Origin of the sequence: Sphingobacterium sp. E70, assembly GCF_019285695.1 — a bacterium.
Lineage (GTDB): Bacteria > Bacteroidota > Bacteroidia > Sphingobacteriales > Sphingobacteriaceae > Sphingobacterium > Sphingobacterium detergens.
In genome coordinates, this window is sequence record NZ_CP079104.1 from 1,303,744 (window position 1) to 1,320,943 (window position 17,200).

General features: G+C 38.2%; 23 protein-coding genes and 5 pseudogenes. 20 read left to right on the top strand and 8 right to left on the bottom strand.

The annotated features are described in order from the left end of the window. Positions 1–677 precede the first annotated feature (677 nt). A complete protein-coding gene (locus KUH03_RS09510; protein ID WP_257092861.1) occupies positions 678–854 on the bottom strand; it encodes a hypothetical protein in 177 nt (58 codons plus the stop codon). A gap of 230 nt (positions 855–1,084) precedes the next feature. Between KUH03_RS09510 and KUH03_RS09515 the strand changes: the two genes are divergently transcribed. Then, positions 1,085–1,429 carry a hypothetical protein gene (locus tag KUH03_RS09515; protein ID WP_257092863.1) on the top strand — a complete coding sequence of 115 codons (345 nt, stop codon included), beginning with the start codon at positions 1,085–1,087 and terminating at the stop codon, positions 1,427–1,429. Further along, positions 1,414–1,818, top strand: coding sequence for a hypothetical protein (locus tag KUH03_RS09520; protein ID WP_257092865.1), 405 nt, complete (start codon positions 1,414–1,416; stop codon positions 1,816–1,818). Before KUH03_RS09515 ends, KUH03_RS09520 begins: the two co-directional genes overlap by 16 nt. Positions 1,819–2,069: 251 nt before the next feature. On the opposite strand, the gene KUH03_RS09525 is transcribed toward KUH03_RS09520, so the two are convergent. Continuing rightward, complete coding sequence (locus tag KUH03_RS09525) at positions 2,070–2,270, bottom strand: hypothetical protein (protein ID WP_257092867.1); 201 nt, start codon at positions 2,268–2,270, stop codon at positions 2,070–2,072. A 1,273-nt stretch (positions 2,271–3,543) separates the two neighbouring features. On the opposite strand from KUH03_RS09525, the pseudogene KUH03_RS09530 reads away from it, so the two are divergent. The 7 genes and pseudogenes from KUH03_RS09530 to KUH03_RS09560 all read left to right on the top strand — a co-directional run. Next, positions 3,544–3,980, top strand: a pseudogene (locus KUH03_RS09530) (alpha-L-rhamnosidase N-terminal domain-containing protein); the annotation flags it as partial. A 141-nt stretch (positions 3,981–4,121) separates the two neighbouring features. Next, complete coding sequence (locus KUH03_RS09535; protein WP_257096828.1) at positions 4,122–4,502, top strand: family 78 glycoside hydrolase catalytic domain; 381 nt, start codon at positions 4,122–4,124, stop codon at positions 4,500–4,502. After that, positions 4,439–4,878 (top strand): annotated as a pseudogene (locus KUH03_RS09540) (hypothetical protein). The gene KUH03_RS09535 and the pseudogene KUH03_RS09540 overlap by 64 nt, the downstream one beginning before the upstream one ends. After that, positions 4,764–5,669, top strand: coding sequence for an alpha-L-rhamnosidase C-terminal domain-containing protein (locus KUH03_RS09545; RefSeq protein WP_257092869.1), 906 nt, complete (start codon positions 4,764–4,766; stop codon positions 5,667–5,669). The pseudogene KUH03_RS09540 and the gene KUH03_RS09545 overlap by 115 nt, the downstream one beginning before the upstream one ends. Positions 5,670–6,423: 754 nt before the next feature. Beyond that, positions 6,424–6,717, top strand: a complete 294-nt coding sequence (locus KUH03_RS09550; protein ID WP_257096830.1) for an AraC family transcriptional regulator — start codon at positions 6,424–6,426, stop codon at positions 6,715–6,717. A gap of 87 nt (positions 6,718–6,804) precedes the next feature. Next, positions 6,805–8,022 carry an MFS transporter gene (locus tag KUH03_RS09555; protein WP_257092871.1) on the top strand — a complete coding sequence of 406 codons (1,218 nt, stop codon included), beginning with the start codon at positions 6,805–6,807 and terminating at the stop codon, positions 8,020–8,022. Positions 8,023–8,256: 234 nt separating this feature from the next. After that, complete coding sequence (locus tag KUH03_RS09560) at positions 8,257–8,784, top strand: GNAT family N-acetyltransferase (protein WP_257092873.1); 528 nt, start codon at positions 8,257–8,259, stop codon at positions 8,782–8,784. A gap of 47 nt (positions 8,785–8,831) precedes the next feature. On the opposite strand, the pseudogene KUH03_RS09565 reads toward KUH03_RS09560, so the two are convergent. The 3 genes and pseudogenes from KUH03_RS09565 to KUH03_RS09575 form a co-directional block, all read right to left on the bottom strand. Continuing rightward, positions 8,832–9,287: pseudogene (locus tag KUH03_RS09565) on the bottom strand (alpha/beta hydrolase); the annotation flags it as partial. A 37-nt stretch (positions 9,288–9,324) separates the two neighbouring features. Further along, entirely contained in the window at positions 9,325–9,690 is a 366-nt protein-coding gene (locus KUH03_RS09570; protein WP_257092875.1) for an alpha/beta hydrolase-fold protein, read from the bottom strand. A gap of 185 nt (positions 9,691–9,875) precedes the next feature. Beyond that, complete coding sequence (locus KUH03_RS09575) at positions 9,876–10,097, bottom strand: methyltransferase type 11 (protein WP_223580387.1); 222 nt, start codon at positions 10,095–10,097, stop codon at positions 9,876–9,878. A 791-nt stretch (positions 10,098–10,888) separates the two neighbouring features. On the opposite strand from KUH03_RS09575, the gene KUH03_RS09580 reads away from it, so the two are divergent. Continuing rightward, entirely contained in the window at positions 10,889–11,329 is a 441-nt protein-coding gene (locus tag KUH03_RS09580; protein WP_257092884.1) for a hypothetical protein, read from the top strand. 72 nt (positions 11,330–11,401) lie between these two features. Here KUH03_RS09580 and KUH03_RS09585 read toward each other — a convergent pair whose 3' ends face one another. The 3 genes from KUH03_RS09585 to KUH03_RS09595 all read right to left on the bottom strand — a co-directional run bounded on the left by KUH03_RS09585 (position 11,402) and on the right by KUH03_RS09595 (position 12,807). Next, entirely contained in the window at positions 11,402–11,746 is a 345-nt protein-coding gene (locus tag KUH03_RS09585) for a hypothetical protein (protein WP_257092885.1), read from the bottom strand. 52 nt (positions 11,747–11,798) lie between these two features. Then, positions 11,799–12,065 carry a hypothetical protein gene (locus KUH03_RS09590; protein ID WP_257092887.1) on the bottom strand — a complete coding sequence of 89 codons (267 nt, stop codon included), beginning with the start codon at positions 12,063–12,065 and terminating at the stop codon, positions 11,799–11,801. Between the two features lie 265 nt (positions 12,066–12,330). Beyond that, complete coding sequence (locus KUH03_RS09595; protein WP_257092889.1) at positions 12,331–12,807, bottom strand: HD family hydrolase; 477 nt, start codon at positions 12,805–12,807, stop codon at positions 12,331–12,333. A gap of 182 nt (positions 12,808–12,989) precedes the next feature. On the opposite strand from KUH03_RS09595, the pseudogene KUH03_RS09605 reads away from it, so the two are divergent. The 10 genes and pseudogenes from KUH03_RS09605 to KUH03_RS09645 all read left to right on the top strand — a co-directional run bounded on the left by KUH03_RS09605 (position 12,990) and on the right by KUH03_RS09645 (position 17,194). After that, a pseudogene (locus tag KUH03_RS09605) lies at positions 12,990–14,011 on the top strand (LLM class flavin-dependent oxidoreductase). A 12-nt stretch (positions 14,012–14,023) separates the two neighbouring features. Continuing rightward, positions 14,024–14,362, top strand: a complete 339-nt coding sequence (locus KUH03_RS09610) for an NAD(P)-binding protein (protein ID WP_257092894.1) — start codon at positions 14,024–14,026, stop codon at positions 14,360–14,362. Beyond that, positions 14,310–14,579: pseudogene (locus tag KUH03_RS09615) on the top strand (NAD(P)-binding domain-containing protein); the annotation flags it as partial. The gene KUH03_RS09610 and the pseudogene KUH03_RS09615, both read left to right, overlap by 53 nt. Positions 14,580–14,626: 47 nt before the next feature. Next, positions 14,627–14,965, top strand: coding sequence for a hypothetical protein (locus tag KUH03_RS09620; protein WP_257092895.1), 339 nt, complete (start codon positions 14,627–14,629; stop codon positions 14,963–14,965). Continuing rightward, positions 14,965–15,108 carry a hypothetical protein gene (locus KUH03_RS09625; protein WP_257092897.1) on the top strand — a complete coding sequence of 48 codons (144 nt, stop codon included), beginning with the start codon at positions 14,965–14,967 and terminating at the stop codon, positions 15,106–15,108. The genes KUH03_RS09620 and KUH03_RS09625 overlap by 1 nt, the downstream gene beginning before the upstream one ends. A gap of 101 nt (positions 15,109–15,209) precedes the next feature. Beyond that, on the top strand, positions 15,210–15,827 hold the full coding sequence (locus KUH03_RS09630) for a DUF6597 domain-containing transcriptional factor (protein ID WP_257092899.1): 618 nt from the start codon (positions 15,210–15,212) through the stop codon (positions 15,825–15,827). After that, positions 15,755–15,982, top strand: a complete 228-nt coding sequence (locus KUH03_RS48405) for a helix-turn-helix domain-containing protein (RefSeq protein ID WP_373564673.1) — start codon at positions 15,755–15,757, stop codon at positions 15,980–15,982. The genes KUH03_RS09630 and KUH03_RS48405 overlap by 73 nt, the downstream gene beginning before the upstream one ends. 87 nt (positions 15,983–16,069) lie before the next feature. Next, positions 16,070–16,195: a hypothetical protein gene (locus KUH03_RS09635; protein WP_257092901.1), complete on the top strand. Its 126-nt coding sequence runs from the start codon at positions 16,070–16,072 to the stop codon at positions 16,193–16,195. Further along, positions 16,195–16,566 (top strand): DUF1772 domain-containing protein, encoded by a 372-nt coding sequence (locus KUH03_RS09640; protein ID WP_257092903.1) that lies wholly within the window; start codon positions 16,195–16,197, stop codon positions 16,564–16,566. The genes KUH03_RS09635 and KUH03_RS09640 overlap by 1 nt, the downstream gene beginning before the upstream one ends. Positions 16,567–16,894: 328 nt before the next feature. After that, positions 16,895–17,194, top strand: a complete 300-nt coding sequence (locus tag KUH03_RS09645; RefSeq protein ID WP_257092904.1) for a hypothetical protein — start codon at positions 16,895–16,897, stop codon at positions 17,192–17,194. The last annotated feature ends 6 nt before the right edge of the window (positions 17,195–17,200 follow it).

Here is a 17,200-nt window from a genome sequence, read left to right on the forward strand (position 1 = left end):
GGACAAGGCGGGCATGATCTCTCTCGGATAGATGACAATCGTCTACTGGTTTCGTTTACAGATGGCGTAGTTATTTTTTCTATAAAAGAACGAAAATTCGATCCATTCTCACCCTTAGCTGATGCTCATCATATAAAATCCATAAACTGGAATGCAAAAACAAACCGTCTGGTATACACAAAAGCAGAAGAAAGTTGGTGGACATATAATATCTATGCGACCAACCCAAATCAGAAGGTATATATACCGACCCTGAAACTTTATAAAGTCCGTGTCTGCGATTAGGAGTAGCTGAACACAAAAAAGCCACATCTCACGACGTGGCTACTAAACTAAACTTATAAACTTATGATTCACTAATAGTCAGGCTATGAGCTAACTTGACTCACCATTAGTTATTGATTCTTTGTCCTATTTATATGCATTTACCGAACTGGACACTTTCCAGTTTCCATTCTCATTGACCAAAGTCACAAGATCTGTCTTGGTGAAATCAGCAAATTGCATTGTTACCTTTGCGACCATATAATCTGACGATTCTTCGATGATCTGGGTATTTACCTTGCAGTTGAGCTTCTCCCCTTTTTTTTTTCAAAAATTTGATGACTTCCCTACGGTTATTTGTCGCTGCGTTTCCTGATTGGATTTTTGGCAGAAATCTGCAGCAAATAATTGATCTACTCCGGCCGACTCTCCTCGGTGATAACCGCAACATAATGACTAAGGGCGATATCTGCAGTGAATAGATTAACTACAGCTTTCTCTGAAGTTGAAGATGGTTTATCTGCGGCCATAGCGAAAGTACTTATTGCGATCAACGCTGCTGCCACGAATGTTTTTACGAATGTTTTCATAATATTCTTATTTTATTATATTAGCTTTTCATCTAAATAATTCATCCATTATTAGTGATGAAGCTTTATACTCTCGGTGGTTTATTGTTCTTATTTGTTGATTCAAAATTATAGTACGATAGCTCCTCCGCCTATGGTCTTTAGGTCAACGGGTATAAAAACTCGGTGAATGAAGGAAATAGGGAGGTGAAATTTAAAACGCTTTTCAGAAATCTGAGAACAAAACATATATGACAGAGCATATTCCCTTTATACAAGTAATTAAAGTTCCCATCGTTGCAGATCTAGTACTGAGTCCCACCGTCCTATACGATGAAAATGGAACCTCCATCTGCTTTGAAACGGAGGATGAACAGTTTGGTAGAATCACCATACAAAAAATGGATGGAATCAGAATCTGCCGTGGGGAAATTCCACCTTATCACGATCCCAGAGAAAATTGGGAAGATTTTGAGGTAGGCACCTGGGTGTACCGGGTTGAAAACTCAAGATGGCTGATGGAAAGATATCAATATGAAAAAAAAAACACTATGGCCAATCGTATGAATGGGGCAATTCAGTGGAAGAAATGTTGACCGACTATACACATTATTACTTTTTCTTTCATGACGAATTTGTAGAGGTTATCGCTAAAGGCTTCTGGTGGGAAAAAGCTGAACAGAGCTTACTCGGAAAACCATTGTCAATGAGTCATCCATTCCTCAAATTACAGACTGATTTTACGGAAGAACTCAACATCAATGATGCTCGATTTTATATCAAGATAAATCCTAAATCACATCAAGAACTCTTAGAAGATGTACGTTTTTGCCATCAAACCATTCTAGAGGTTTGGGTAAAAATTAAGGGTGAATACTTTCAGGAGGGGACACTAAAAATTAAAGAAAATAAGGCTGTCGTTTTTTCTTATTATCAACCTAGGTTCGGAAAAGATATTATCATAAAAAAGGCATTGCAGATCTAGCTGACCTGGAAAATGTACTAATGTCCAAACCTTGATAGATGAAGTCGTAGATCTTATTTTTCTCGTAATATTGGATGTAATTTATCATAATCTGACCAATCACCAAAACCTTTGAACTGGACACCTCGGTCCCATGGAACCATTGCTTTGCAATCAAAGCAAATTTTGGCAAGTCCAATACATTTTTATTCTTATAAAAAACAAGGATATCTCTAAATTCATGTATACATGAACTATCTATATCCTCTTGTCTAGCTTTGCGAAAAAAATAATGAATCTATAACGCCATAATGCTTTCCATTAATCAGCGTTTTGGTATAGTCGACATCCTCCAGTCTCTTTAGGAAAGCAGTGTCAACTTGATTATCACCTAATACAGACAACAAAAAAACATCCTGCTCGGATTGGATCTTCTTGTCTTGCAACTCTCCAATTTGATTAAGATCAATCATTGTTGAATAATGAACAAGCGAATCAAACTGAAAAGAACCAGAAGTGATGTTATTTGGGTCTTTCCCTCTCGCGAACCACCATTGCCAACACAGCCCTGCGAGCAGATAGAGATGATCATAGCAAAAATTCCCACTGATATAAATGTTCCTCTTTTCATTTTCATAAGCTCCTTTTTATTACAGATTCATAGCACCATGATAGCTAAAGAATCGATCCTTGTGCAAAATTTATTGACCAACTAGATTCTAGGATAATAGACAAGGCTAAAATATGATAAAAAATTCTATCAAATAAGTAAATCGAAGATTAAAAAAACACAATAAAGTAGCAAAGATATAGCCACAACTAAGAAAAAAATATAGTCAAAATAGGGGTTCTAGCTATCTTCAAGCGTTAGATAAGCTCGCTATCATTACTATTGAGCAGAATAAAAAACCAAAAACAACTGTCCTGATAAACATTCAAAATGGGCCAATAATTATTGCCCATTTTTGCACCAGCATGTTTTAAAACAAAAGTAGAGTCAAGGCTCAGTTCTCCGATTTCACCGACGACGAACCTTCCCTTATTTGAAGTTCCATATCAAGCTGAAAATTGTATTTTCCTTTAGGATACCTATTTCTTTTCAACTGATATACCACCATTTACTGACCAAGCGAGCAGGATAGCCCATGATGCATCTATCAAGTTTATTACGGATAATAGCGTATCATTCCGGATTTCCGGCCAAACCGATCGTCAAATATGAAACCATTTATAAAGACTCTGCTTCAAAAATTTGTAATAGTAGGATTTCTGTGCATCCTCTCACTTATGACCTATGCTCAAAAATTAAGCGTAATCGACCTCAAGGTAGAACACCTTAAAAATCCTATGGCAATCGAGACGGCTAATCCCCGATTTAGCTGGAAAATTATTTCCCCTATAAAAAACACTTTACAATCGTCTTATGAAATCAGAGTAGGTACAAATAAAGCTTCGATAAACCTTGGAAAAGATCTCGTCTGGGAAGCTACTGTCTCCGGAGATCAATCTGTACTGATTAAATATAATGGAGCAGCACTGCATTCAAAAAGAAGATATTTTTGGCAAGTTAGGGTAAAAGACAATCATGGCAATACCTCCGCCTGGTCTGATACCCATTTCTTTCAGATGGGTATCGGCGCTATGGACTGGAGCGCGAAATGGATCAAGGTAGCAGAAACAGACACCTCAGCACGAAGCCCCATTTTTAGAAAAGAATTTTCCATAAATAAAAAACTAAAGTCTGCAATGGTCTATGTCACAGCAAAAGGACTATACGAAGCTCGTATCAATGGCCAGCGCATCAGCGATACTTATTTTGCTCGGGGTGGACCAGTTATAAAAATCATTTACAGTACCAAGTATATGATGTGACCGCTGTACTAAAACATGGTACCAACGTATTCGGTGTCAGCCTCGGAAACGGCTGGTATAAAGGACGGATAGGCTTCGGAAATCAACATAATTTTTATGGCGATACGCGTGGATTGCTTCTGCAACTCCTCGTGGAATATACGGATGGTACAACAGAAACAATCAATTCCGATGAAAGCTGGAAATATGCTTATGGACCGATCATGGCATCTGATATTTATGACGGCGAAATTTATGATGCCAGGATGGAAATAGCCGGCTGGGATAATATCGGCTTTAAAGAGGACAATAAATGGAATAACGTTGGCATCATGGAGAAAGGGCCGGAAAAACTTGTTGCGATGGCCGGTCCACCAGTTAAGAAACATGAACAGTTTAAAGCCCTTAAGGTTTTCAAAACACCAGCAGGTGAAACAGTTGTAGATTTTGGACAAAATCTAGTAGGTTGGGTCATGCTCAAAGCGAAAGGTGCAGCCGGAACCAAGATCACCTTGAGCCATGCTGAAGTGCTTACAAAAGAAGGCAATTTTTATACAACAAACCTTAGGTCTGCAAAGGCACAGGATATCTATATTTTAAAGGAAAACACAGCACAGATCTTTGAACCTCATTTTACATTTCAGGGTTTCAGGTATGTGAAGATCGAAGGCTACCCTGGTGAATTGACACCGGAAAACGTTACAGCTGTTGCCTTATACTCAGCAATGGAGACCACAGGCAAATTCGTAACCTCAAATGCATTATTAAACCAGTTACAGCACAACATTCAATGGGGACAAAAAGGAAATTTTTGGATGTGCCAACAGATTGTCCACAACGCGATGAGCGCCTAGGATGGACTGGTGATGCGCAAGCTTTTGCCAATACAGCGGCCTATAATATGGATGTGTCAGGATTTTTCACCAAATGGCTAAAGGATGTAAAAGCGGACCAACTCCCTAATGGTGCAATCCCCACGTAATCCCCAATGTACTGGGAGCAAATGATGGCGCATCTGCCGGCTGGGCAGATGTAGCGACCATTATCCCATGGGATATGTATGTGGCGTATGGCGATCGACAGTTCTTGGAAAATCAATATGAGAGTATGCGAAAATGGGTAGATTATATCTCATCTACCGCCAAAAACAACCTGTGGAATTCAGGTTTCCACTTTGGAGATTGGCTTTTTATCGTCCTAATGATGATAACGATGGAAGAGCTGCGGTAACGGACAAGTATTTGATTGCACAGACTTTTTATGCACATTCGACCCAACTATTGATCAATGCAGCAAATGTATTGGGTAAACAGGAAGACGTAGCTAAATACAGTACCCTCCTAACAAACATTAAATCCGCTTTTGTAAGGGAATACATGACCCCAACGGGTAGGTTGGTTTCAGGAACACAAACAGCCTATGTACTCGCACTACAATTTGATATGCTACCTGAACAACTCAGAGCAGCCTGCGCGGATCGTCTTGTAGCCAATATCCGGGACTATGGAAATCACCTCACAACCGGATTCTTGGGTACACCATATTTATGTCATGTGTTGACCAGGTTTGGTCACAATGATGTCGCTTACGACCTTTTAATGCAGGAAAGCTATCCTTCTTGGCTTTATCCCGTAAAAATGGGCGCAACAACAATATGGGAACGGTGGGACGGAATTAAACCTGATGGATCTTTTCAAACCCCAGATATGAACTCCTATAACCACTATGCATATGGGGCAATTGGGGACTGGATGTACAGAACGATTGCCGGAATCAATTCGGTCGCTGACAATCCGGGTTATAAAGCTGTTGTCATTGCTCCCAAACCCAATGGAAAAATAACAAGTGCGTCTGCGGAAGTAGAAACCGTTTATGGCACGGTAAAATCAGCATGGAAACTTGAAAATGGACTATTGAAACTTGAGGTCAGCATACCGGCAAACAGCAAAGCCAAAGTAATCTTGCCTGACTTAACCAAAGAAATTGGTTCCGGTACATACTATTTTGAAAGTAAAATTTAATACAAAATCTGGCTCAGATCTTGGTTAAGACAAAAATATGAACGGCGTAACAGTCTGATCCTAATTTTATACTAGATTGCTCTATTGTAAAGAGCTAGGATTACATTTGATTTTTGTAACTTTGCATAATCATGAGCGAAACACTGGAAACTTTACAGGATTACTATAAACGATTGAGCCATCTCCATACAAATAGTGGAGATATACTAGATGTTGAACTCGGAAAATCACATTTCAATATTTCGCCACGCAAATATTGTGATTTTAAAACACCCTACAACAGACGCGATTTTTATAAAATCAGTCTCATTTTAGGGAAAGGATGGTTCAAATACGGTCAACATGAATTATATATCGATCGGCCTGCCCTATTTTTACCCGCATTAAATATTCCCTATACATGGGTATGTGACACGAACAAACAAGAAGGATACTTTTGCCTTTTTAATCAAGAATTCTTTTCCGGAAGCCAGACATTTGAACCATTTAAAAAGACCTCCCTATTCAAAGAATGGAGTAAGCCCATTATCTTTTTAGATGTAGAACAGCTGCATTTGATTACAACATTTTTCGATAATATGTTCCGGTTGAATAACTCCAGTTACCCTCTTCGCTGTAGTGCCATCAAAAGCAATTTGGCAGCAATCCTTCATCTAGCCTTAGAGTGGAGAATGGAAGATGTAGAGTTGCAAGATCAATCGGGCAGCGTCCGGATGTATCGTTTGTTTGATGAATTACTGCACAAACAATTTCCATTGGATTCTCCGCTTACCCGCTTGCATTACATACCGCAGCCGATTTTGCGGCAAAGCTCAATGTGCATGTCAATCATCTCAATGCCTCTGTCAAATCGGTCACCAATCAGACCACTACGCAGATTATCAAACAAAAAATCTATGAGGAGGCCAAAAATCTATTGATCTATACAGATTGGAATGTCGCTGAGATCGGTTATACCCTTGGGTTTGATGAACCAGCTCATTTCAACAACTTCTTTAAGAAAAATGCAGAGACATCTCCGCTCAAGTTTAGACAGAAAAACAAATGATATTTGATTTTCGTAATTTTTACTTTGTCAGATAGCATCGGTATTAGCCAAAAAGTCTCTAGTTTTGTTTAACAAAAAAGAGTAAAAATGTTAAAAGAAGCATCTTCGCAACGCATCAGGTTAGTAACATTCATGGCATTTGTATCCATGCCCCTTTCAGGATTTGTAACAGATATCTATCTTCCTTCGTTTCCGGCAATGGCCAAAAGTCTACTTGTTCACGAACGAGATATTCAATTAACATTGACCAGTTACCTATTGAGCTATGGCATTTCCCAGTTATTTATAGGCAATATTCTTGACAGTATAGGCCGATATCGCCCGAAGCTTCTGGCATTAACGTTTCTGATACTAAGCAGCTTATTGATAACACATACACACAGTGTGTTACTTATTTGCTTATTAAGAGTGGTTCAAGGCGTAGCCATATCCATTTTGGTGGTGGCTACACGTGCACTTTTTGTCGATCTATATGCAGGTGATCGGTTAAAAAATTACCTAAGCTATTTTACCATCGTCTGGTCATGTGGCCCAATACTAGCGCCTTTTTTAGGAGGTTATCTTGAAAAACTATTCGATTGGCAGGCTAATTTTTATTTCCTTGCTTTCTACGCTGCCGCCTTATTATTATTTGAAGTGTTGTACAGTGGGGAAAGTATTGCCGAAAAGAAAAAGATTAACCTAAGGGACAATCTCAACCTATATAAAATGATGCTTCAAAATAAGCTTTTTATACTAGGTATCCTGGTGCTTGGTTTTAGTTACTCCATTGTGATGCTATTCAATATGACGGGGCCATTTATTATTGAAAATACATTTCATTTTTCATCCGTCACAATTGGTTACTGTACATTGATACTAGGCTTTTCGTGGATGATTGGCGGGTTTATTACAAAAAAGCGGATGCATCTTGATTTCGTCCCACGGGTCATCGTTCCTGCTCTATTCCAGGCTTCACTTATTGTCGCTTTAATCGTGGTGAGTATGTTCCAGCAAAACCTATATATCATGGTCGGCTTTGCATTTTTTATTCATATAATTTCAGGCGTTTTATTTACGAGCTTTTTTACCAACAGCATGTTATTTTTCCCAAAGCATGCAGGCACCGCAGGCGGTCTCATGGGTGGAATGGTTTACATTGTGACATCACTGTCCAACTTTATTGTGGCCATTAGTGGCAAAGTAACCACACAGAATGGATTAGCTTGGCGTTATTTTATTTTTTCCATGTTATTGACCTTAATTATCATGTATATGTGGAACCTACAGAAAAATAACAGGAGGCAAAACAGCTCATCAAGTTAAGTTTGTTCAATTCCTTAAACTAAATAAGATAAAATATTTTATTATTTTTAAGCAAGTGGACAGCAATTTCAATTGAAAAAATCGAACTGCTTATTTTAGGTTTAGAACTAGAGATGGAGTATGAAGCGTTAAACCTTTGGAACCTAACTAAAGTTACGCCCCACAAATGGCAAGAAAAGCAATAAAACAAATTCCCAATTCAATTATTTAAAATAAGAAAAGGCGCTCAAATAAATGGACATATCGATATTTCTAAAACCTCTATCAATCCAAAATGTCACACCATTTTATACATGGCTCAATGATCCAGAGGCAATTAAATATTCACTTTCGTTATTTCAATCGTTAAATACAAAGGAAAATATCGATGAATGGTATATATCAGTCATCAATGATTCAAAAAATTACAATAGAGGGATTTTCCTTTCCAATTCAGATATTCCTATTGGTTATGCTGGGATTTGCAACATCTCTATCACAAACAAACTTGGCGAGTATTTTATCTTTATAGGGGATCGCAATCAATGGGGAAAGGGATTTGGCACGCAGGTAACCAAACTGATTGTTGACGCTGGATTTGAAGAATTAAATCTCAATCGTATTATGCTTACTGTATCGGAACCAAATTATGCTGCCATCAAGGCATATAAGAATGCTGGTTTCAAAATTGAAGGAAGAATGCGTCAAGCATGTTATAGAGACAATAAATTCCATGACAAATTAATCATGTCAATACTGAGAGACGAATGGAATGTTAGATAGCATGCCTAAAAGCTTGGTCAAAGAACTCGAAAAATCATATAAGTAAACTACTTAGAATAGGCTGTTTTTGGATATAATCTCTTGAATGCGTTATACACAGCTTGATGGATAACTGTTGAATGTAATTCTTCAGGCATATAATCAAAAATAACATCCATCTTCTTATTGTTACCTATAACTTTATAAAACGCTTCAGCATCCTGGTACATTCTAATATCTTCATCCCTATTGGGTACTCCCAGATATACACGCACTTTTTTTCTCAAATTAGCCTCCAGTAGCTTTTCGGTATTTTTCAATAGCTCCTGCTGTCCCCACCACAGACTCGGACTGACAATAATATAATTATCAAAGAGATCAGGTTGTTTAAGTAGTATTTCAGCTGAGAAAAGCCCAGCTAGCGACTCTCCAATAACTGTCCGTTCCTTGTTTACCCTATAATTTTTACTGATATGGGGCAGTAATTCATCTTTTAGAAAAGCCATGTATTTTTCGGATCCGCCATAGGTAGGAAAACTGCTTTTTGAAAACCTTCTTTCTCTAGGAAATCAACGTTTGGAACAGCGAAAGTAAAATCACGTTTTCGGATATTTCCCTCGATTCCGACAACAATGCTATTGGGGAATCTCGCAATCCAAGGTTGGGTATCAAAACGAACAATTCCCGCAATATGAAAAAGTCTTCTTCCATACCGCCATCCAAGACATAGATAACAGGGTAAGTTACCGTATCGTTGGCCTGATAATTATTAGGAAGAAAGATATTGATCGTCCGCTTTTCGTTTAAAATATTAGAATGCAGTACCTCTGATTGACAGTTAGAAAGCACATTACCTTTGGTTTGTGCAAAAGAGATACAGCTATAAATTATGGCTATAAAAAGAATGATATTTTTACGATATTTCATTTCGAACATGATCTTATTAAAGAACCTCCATCATAGACATTTTCATTTCGGTATAGAAACTTTGTCTGGAGGAGAGATACTGGAATCGAAAGTAAGTCTAATAATTAATTTAAAAAACATTTTTATTATTCTGTACCGCGCCCCATTTCATTTCTAGCTAATTCCACTATAGTGGACGTCCATCGCTATTCTATACGTTCACATTGGTAGCCCCAATCGAGCATCTGTTTGACAATCCCACCTATCTCAATATCCGATTGTGAAGATTCAATCCTTAAAATCCGTTCCTCATCGTCAAGATCAAAGTTAACTTTATAGGAGGAGAACAGCTGTAGAAGCGTCACAACGATTTGTTGTGCTTCTCTATATTTATTGACATTCGTTTTAAATATTTCAACTCTTTTCATAGTATCGGATCTCACTTAATTTTATAGAACGCTAGTATACTCTCATCAGCGAATCATGCCTTCATTTGGCTTTTTCTTCTATGCGTTAAGCATAAAATACCTTATCGCCCAACTCTTTAAATCACATCTACTGCTTATCGATTGATAAGCGTTGTAAATCGGTCAGTTCCTCTTGTCAGATGTACCTACTGAATCCGTATGATAGACTTGTAGAGCATCAGAGAACTCTTCATTATGTTTTTTTGTCTCGATATTCGAAAACAAAGTTAAAACCATAAAAAACAACAAAATGATCAATGCATTAAAGAAATGTACCATACCTATAGCGATTAAATTATGATGGTCCAATTTCCCAAATAAGGAGCTCTTATCCCATATATTTTCGGTAAAAAGCAGATTTCGGTCGGTAAACAATCTCTTTTTTCCTTCTAATACACATCAAGCATTTTTATATTTGATTACATTTGTTCGGAATAGAATTAGATGAGTATATTGTGAAGGGTGAAGCAGATGACCTTAACATCTTATTGGGATGAGATAGTTTGAAAGTCAGGTTCAAAATTAAAATTAATTGTGGCCAATAAAAAATTAGTTCCGGAAAACCTTCTGAGAGATCCCTTATTCTGGAGTGTCTTATTGCTTAATCTATTGATTATTTATTTATACGGTGATGATGCGATATATAATTATAATATCATTCTCGCCCAGTCGATTCAAACATTTGCATATGCAGTAGCACATTATATACTACTCAAGAATACGCCGATTAAATACACGATAAAAAAATAAGGTTGAACCGCACGCGTAAAAAATCGGATAAAAACAGAAAATCATTTGGAACCTATATTGAAAAGGACGAAACTGGTAATTGGGTTTATACGACAATCTTCTTTATTTTGCTTTGCTTTTTTACGGTATTTTTAACAGCAATTGTTCTTGTTATCAACAGGGTCACACACAACAACACTTTTGTATTTCAGGCTTCAGATTTTTATCCAGCAATATGGGCAGTATCGAATGCTATCTTTTATTATAAAAATAACAAAGCACGTTTGACTTATTCGAATGCCAGTCCGAGAGCATTAGTAGCAGTCCCCTTTTTCAAACTTTATATTCCAATGTTTATGATGCTTTCAGGATATACCCTGGTTATGAAAGTCATAGGCGATATTGTTAGTTTTATACTCTCCAATCCTAAATATTGGACGTCATCAACTGATAAGGACGCATAAAAATCGTCCAAAAACAAAAAAGCCACATTCGACAAAATGTGGCTCAGTTAGTATATTGATTTAAATGGCTTCTTAAGAAAACTGTTCTGTAAGTATACGTGGATTTTCAGGAACGATCGCTACCACACAAAACTGCCTGTCATTATCTTCGATCGTCTGTTGGGCATCTTTTGGCAGATTGCCTAATGCAAATTGTCGTCTCCAAACCGCTACCCCGTCTGTAAATGCCAATGGAAGTTTTTTTGCAAATTCTCCAGGTTTGGCAAAATCGATCTTGAAAAGATCCAGAATTTCCTTATCTATCTTGTCATTGGTATTCGTTGGAATAGCAAAAATTTTTTCAGCGATTTTATTGATAAAGGAGCTGTCGTGTCTCGTCTCTCCCGTACTATAGATACAGTAGTAGATATTTTGCACATCATTTCCGTAGACTTTCTTTGCGATACATACAGGCGCCGTCTTAGTCTCTTCATAAAGTTTTTTTATGTGCAGAGCGATTAATAACTGCTACCAAAATAAAGCAGACAACCACAATAACCGACAGGATACTAATGATACCTATACCAATAGTTTCGACCAGTCCTTCAAAAATAGCAAATGCGAGGAAACAGAGTAAGCCTATGCCTATAATCAAAGGCGCATAGACAAGCTTGTTCTTTCCAAAAGCAGAACTTTTCACATACTTATCAATAATTGTACGGTCATGCTCAAATTTACCAAGATGTGTCGTCTTCATGTACTTGTTCTTGATTTTATATAATTCATACCTGATTGCAAAATAAATGTATATAAAATACACCTTACCATAATCTCACATTTACAATTCGCCAGCGTTGATTTAATATTCGTTTGAATAGGAGAAAAAGGATAAACGGCCGCTAGGAATTAGCTTTCTTCAAAATCCCCTTTTCACGCCATCGTCAATTAAACTTTCGGCATATTCCCATAATACAGGTGAACCATCTTTGATGACGCTCTTTTTGCGTATACCTTATTATAGTTTACATCAGGTTCATTCCAGGTACCCCATTATTAGAACTATTCTGCAACAGTGGTTCCAATCGGTCCATTGCTTTGGCGAACTGCGCTTCGCGAGTCTCCCCAGCTTCAAACTCCTCCCAGATCGAAATGAGTTCTTCCGCTTGCTGCTCCGGTAACATTCCAAATATTCGTTTGGCGGCTAAAAGCTCTTCCTCCGTATTACTATGTGCTTTTTCGTTATCATAGATAAAGGTATCTCCAGCATCAATTTCAACAATGTCATGTATCAATACCATCTTAATAACTTTCAAGAGATCTACAGGCTCGTCAGCATGCTCAGCTAAAACAATAGCCATCAGCGCCAAATGCCAGCTGTGTTCGGCATCATTCTCACAACGATCACTATTAAAAAGCTTAGTCCTTCGCTGGATGTATTTCACCTTATCAATCTCCTTGATAAAATCAATCTGTTTCAACAATTTTTCGGATGTCATCATGAATATATTATAGTACAATCAATATACAAAGTTAGTGCTTTTATACTCCTCACCAATTGCCAAATGGCAATTGGTGAAGACGATTTCAATTGCTATTTTATTGACATCCATAGGACAAACCAACAGTCCTAGATCAGTATAGATTTATTAAATTTGATAAACATCAAATCTCGTCCCGACGAATGAAGAAAATAGGATTTTTATCTTTTGGACATTGGTCCAAACACCCTGCTTACAGTACCCAAACAGCAAGTGACACATTACTTCAGTCAATAGATCTGGCTGTTGCAGCAGAAGAAATAGGCATAGACGGAGCTTATTTCCGTGTACATCATTTTGCCAATCAGTTAGCCTCTCCTTTCCTTTATTGTCCGCCATTGGGGCGAAGACCAATACGATTGAAATAGGTACAGGAGTAATTGATATGCGCTATGAAAATCCACTTTATATGGTGGAAGATGCTGGGGCAGCCGATTTAATTTCAGAAGGCCGATTACAATTGGGTATCAGTAGAGGTTCACCCGAACAGGTAATAGACGGATGGCGTTATTTTGGTTATGAGCTCGCTGAAGGCGAGAGCGACGCTGATATGGGCCGTAGGAAGGCTTTAGAATTTCTGGAAAAACTCAAAGGAAAAGGTTTTGCTGAACCAAATCCCTATCCGATGTTTCCGAACCCTCCGGGCTTACTTAGGCTAGAACCACATGCTGAAGGGTTGCGTGACCGCATCTGGTGGGGTGCAGCATCGAATGCCACAGCGGTATGGGCGGCTCAAAATAGGATGCACTTACAGAGTTCGACATTAAAGTATGACGAAAATGGAAAACCTTTCCATATACAACAGGCGGAACAGATACGTCTATATAAACAAACCTGGAAAGAAGCTGGACATCCTGGCGAACCCAGAGTTTCAGTCAGTCGATCAATTTTTGCATTGGTTGATGATTTAGATCGGTATTATTTTGGACAGGAAGCAGATCGGGCCGACAAGATAGGTTTCATTGAAGCGGACAAACGCGCTATTTTTGGCCGTAGTTATGCAGCCGAGCCTGATCAGCTCGTCAAGGAACTGGCTCAGGACGAAGCTATCCAGGAAGCTGATACTCTTCTCCTGACAATTCCAAATACCTTGGGTGTAGATTACAATATTCATGTACTTTCGGCTATTTTGGAACATGTTGCACCTGAGTTAGGCTGGCGCTAGATATCCTGATTGATGATAAACAATATTCGTTACAAAACCAAAATTGCGGTAATCGGTGCGGGACAAGCCGGGCTTTCTTCTGCTTATCATTTAAAGAAATTGGGATTGGAGATTAATCGGGACTTCATTATTTTGGATGAAGCCCCTGCTCCCGGTGGTGCATGGCAATTTCGCTGGTCATCACTTACACTAAGTACAGTTAACAAAATCCATGACCTACCGGGTATGTCATTTGAAGAAACATTGACAAATAATGAGACCGAGGTGCAGGCAAATGTAGCTGTTCCGCATTATTTCGATCTCTACGAAAAAAAGGTATGGATTACAGGTCTATCGTCCACTCAAAGTTGATAGCGTCTCCTTACAGGGGCAACGCTTTCATATAGATACTACTGAAACGCTGTTTTCTGCAGCGGGCATTATTAACGCCACGGGTACCTGGGAGAATCCTTATATTCCTTTCTACCCGGGAGCAACACTATTTCAAGGAGAGCAACTTCATACAAAAGATTTCAAAACAGCGGACTATTTCAGAAACAAGCATGTTATTATAGTCGGTGGCGGAATATCTGCCATCCAATTGTTGGATCAGATTTCGGAAGTGACTACAACAACATGGGTCACACGACGTCCCCACTATTTCGTGAAGGCCCTTTTGATGATATGGCGGGTCACAATGCTGTTGCTATGGTGGAGGAGCGTGTGCGGCAGGGTTTACCACCGCTATCAGTCGTATCGGTGACGGGACTGCCTTATTCAGCTGAAATCCGGGCGATGGAAAAACGAGGGGCACTCACACGACTTCCCATGTTTAGTGAGATCACTGAAACTGGTGTAAAATGGGAAGATGGAAGAGAAGAAAAAGCAGATATTATCCTTTGGAATACGGGCTTCAAAAGCGCATTGAAACATTTAGATATGGTACTGCCCAAAGAAGAAAATGGGGTATCTTAATGGATGGGAGACTGGCCACAAGGGTCGCGAAGGAACCTCGCATTCATCTGGTCGGCTATGGCCCTTCCGCCTCCACAATCGGAGCTAACCGCGCCGGAAGCGCAGCAGCAAGGGAACTAGTAAAAACATTAAACCTTTTGTAATGTTATCTAGGTCAGGATTAAAAATAACCATAATATATTTAGTGAAGATTTATCTATATTTAGATCTATAAAGAGTTTCATAATAAAAATAAATACAACTGATGGATACGCAAAACATTATTCCAGATCAATCCATTGCGTTGTTTGTCAAGAATATTATGGTATTCGAAAACAAGAGCAATGTGGAGACGATCATTCCATTTTTTGCGGATGGATACCCTGGGCTATTGTTCCATCAAACCGAAGCGGGTTTAACCATTCAACCTCATGGTAAAAAAATGCCCATAATCTTCTTATATGGCCAAACAATCGAACCCATTACCATTGACCTTAACGGCCCCTTTAAAATCATTATTTTTCAATTTTACCCTTTTGTATTACGTGCTTTTTGGGAAATAAATCCCGAAGATATCAATGACAACTGCTATGATTTAAATAATAGACCGGAAACAAAACTCAATAAACTTATTACAGAAATCCTGTCCTCTCCAACTATTCAAGAAAAGGTCATCATAATATCCAAGTTTCTTATAAGTTATTTTGAGCAGAAAAGAAACAAGCTAGATTTTTCAATAAAGGGTGTAATTCAATTCATTATAGATAAAAAGGGCACTGTGCCTATCAAAGAGATCGCCAAAAAAAAAAATTGCACATCCGAACACTTGAAAGAAGATTTCTCAGAGAGACTGGAATATCCGCAAAACAATTCGCGAAAATAGTCCAATTTCAATCTTCACTCACTCAATTAACAACGAATGATTTTAGGGAGATAAGCGAAATTGTTTATACGAATGGATTCTCTGACCAGTCACATTTTATTCGAGTTTTCAAAGCTTTCACAGGAGTAACTCCCCATACATTTGGCAAACGATAAAATTGTCGCTTTTATTCTATTTTGGATTCATGCTAATAACGAATTTTACCCTAAGAAATTAAATATAATATATTTAAATCACCATCAATGAAACTACAAGAAATCACTTTAGCTGCTGCTGTGACAACATCGGCATTAATATCCGGGCTCTTTTTGCCTACACGTTTTCCGTCAGTCTTGGGCTTCACAAACTGGATGACAGGGGTTATTTGATGGCAATGCAAAATATCAATAGAGAAATTTTAAATCCAGTATTTTATATCTGTTTTCTAGGAGCACCATTATTGTTAATTGCTTCATCGGTGATGTATTTCGATTTATCTTCTCCGAAGTTCTATTGGATTGCTGCTGCATGCGCCAGTTATATCATCGGTGTATTTATTATTACAGCCGCAAAGAATGTTCCGCTAAACAATCAATTGGATACGCTCGATATCGCAGGCGCGACGTCTGATGCTTTACAACGAATGCGCCTTCTTATTGAGGAACCGTGGGTGTTCTGGAATAACCTACGAACTGTATTCTCTTTTCTAACCTTAGTTTTTTTAATTGTCAGTCTTATATTTTTCAAATCAAAAGATTAATAACGACCAAAGCGGCACATTTTCTTTCACGCCGTTCTGGACTTCTTTGTAATTCCTTTAAAAGGCTTCCCCATCGGGCAACCCTCTTTTCATGCCAGCTTCCTGAGCTGACTATTTTTACACATAAGTTCGCATATTGTCTACCCCAATAGAAGTACTGATATAGCGGATGATCAATCATGTAAAAGACGAAAAAAGCAGCAGAGCATACGGATTTAAATTCATTGTCAACGGATTTAAATCCTGCTATAAAGCGTAACAGTTTCTATTGTACTTTTATAAAAATCCAGATGAAATCATCTTGAACGTAAACTAATAAAAAAATCCAATGAAAACACAAAACATAATCCCCGCCCTGCTATTGTCCTCCATAGGCTTAATGTCCTTATATTCATGTAATGGAACATCAGTAGATACGATTAAAGCCATGGAATCCAACTATGACAATCAGAATAAGACCATCGAGTTAACCGGTGAATTTGATGCTCCATCCTTTACCTTTTCATCGGGCAAATCGAAGACCATGTCAATGAATTTTGTTGTAAAACCCCATGCAATCAGTTCGAGAAATTTACAGCATTCAGTGTTATGTTACCTGTTGGAACAGAAAAAACAGTGTTCTATTTGAACTCCC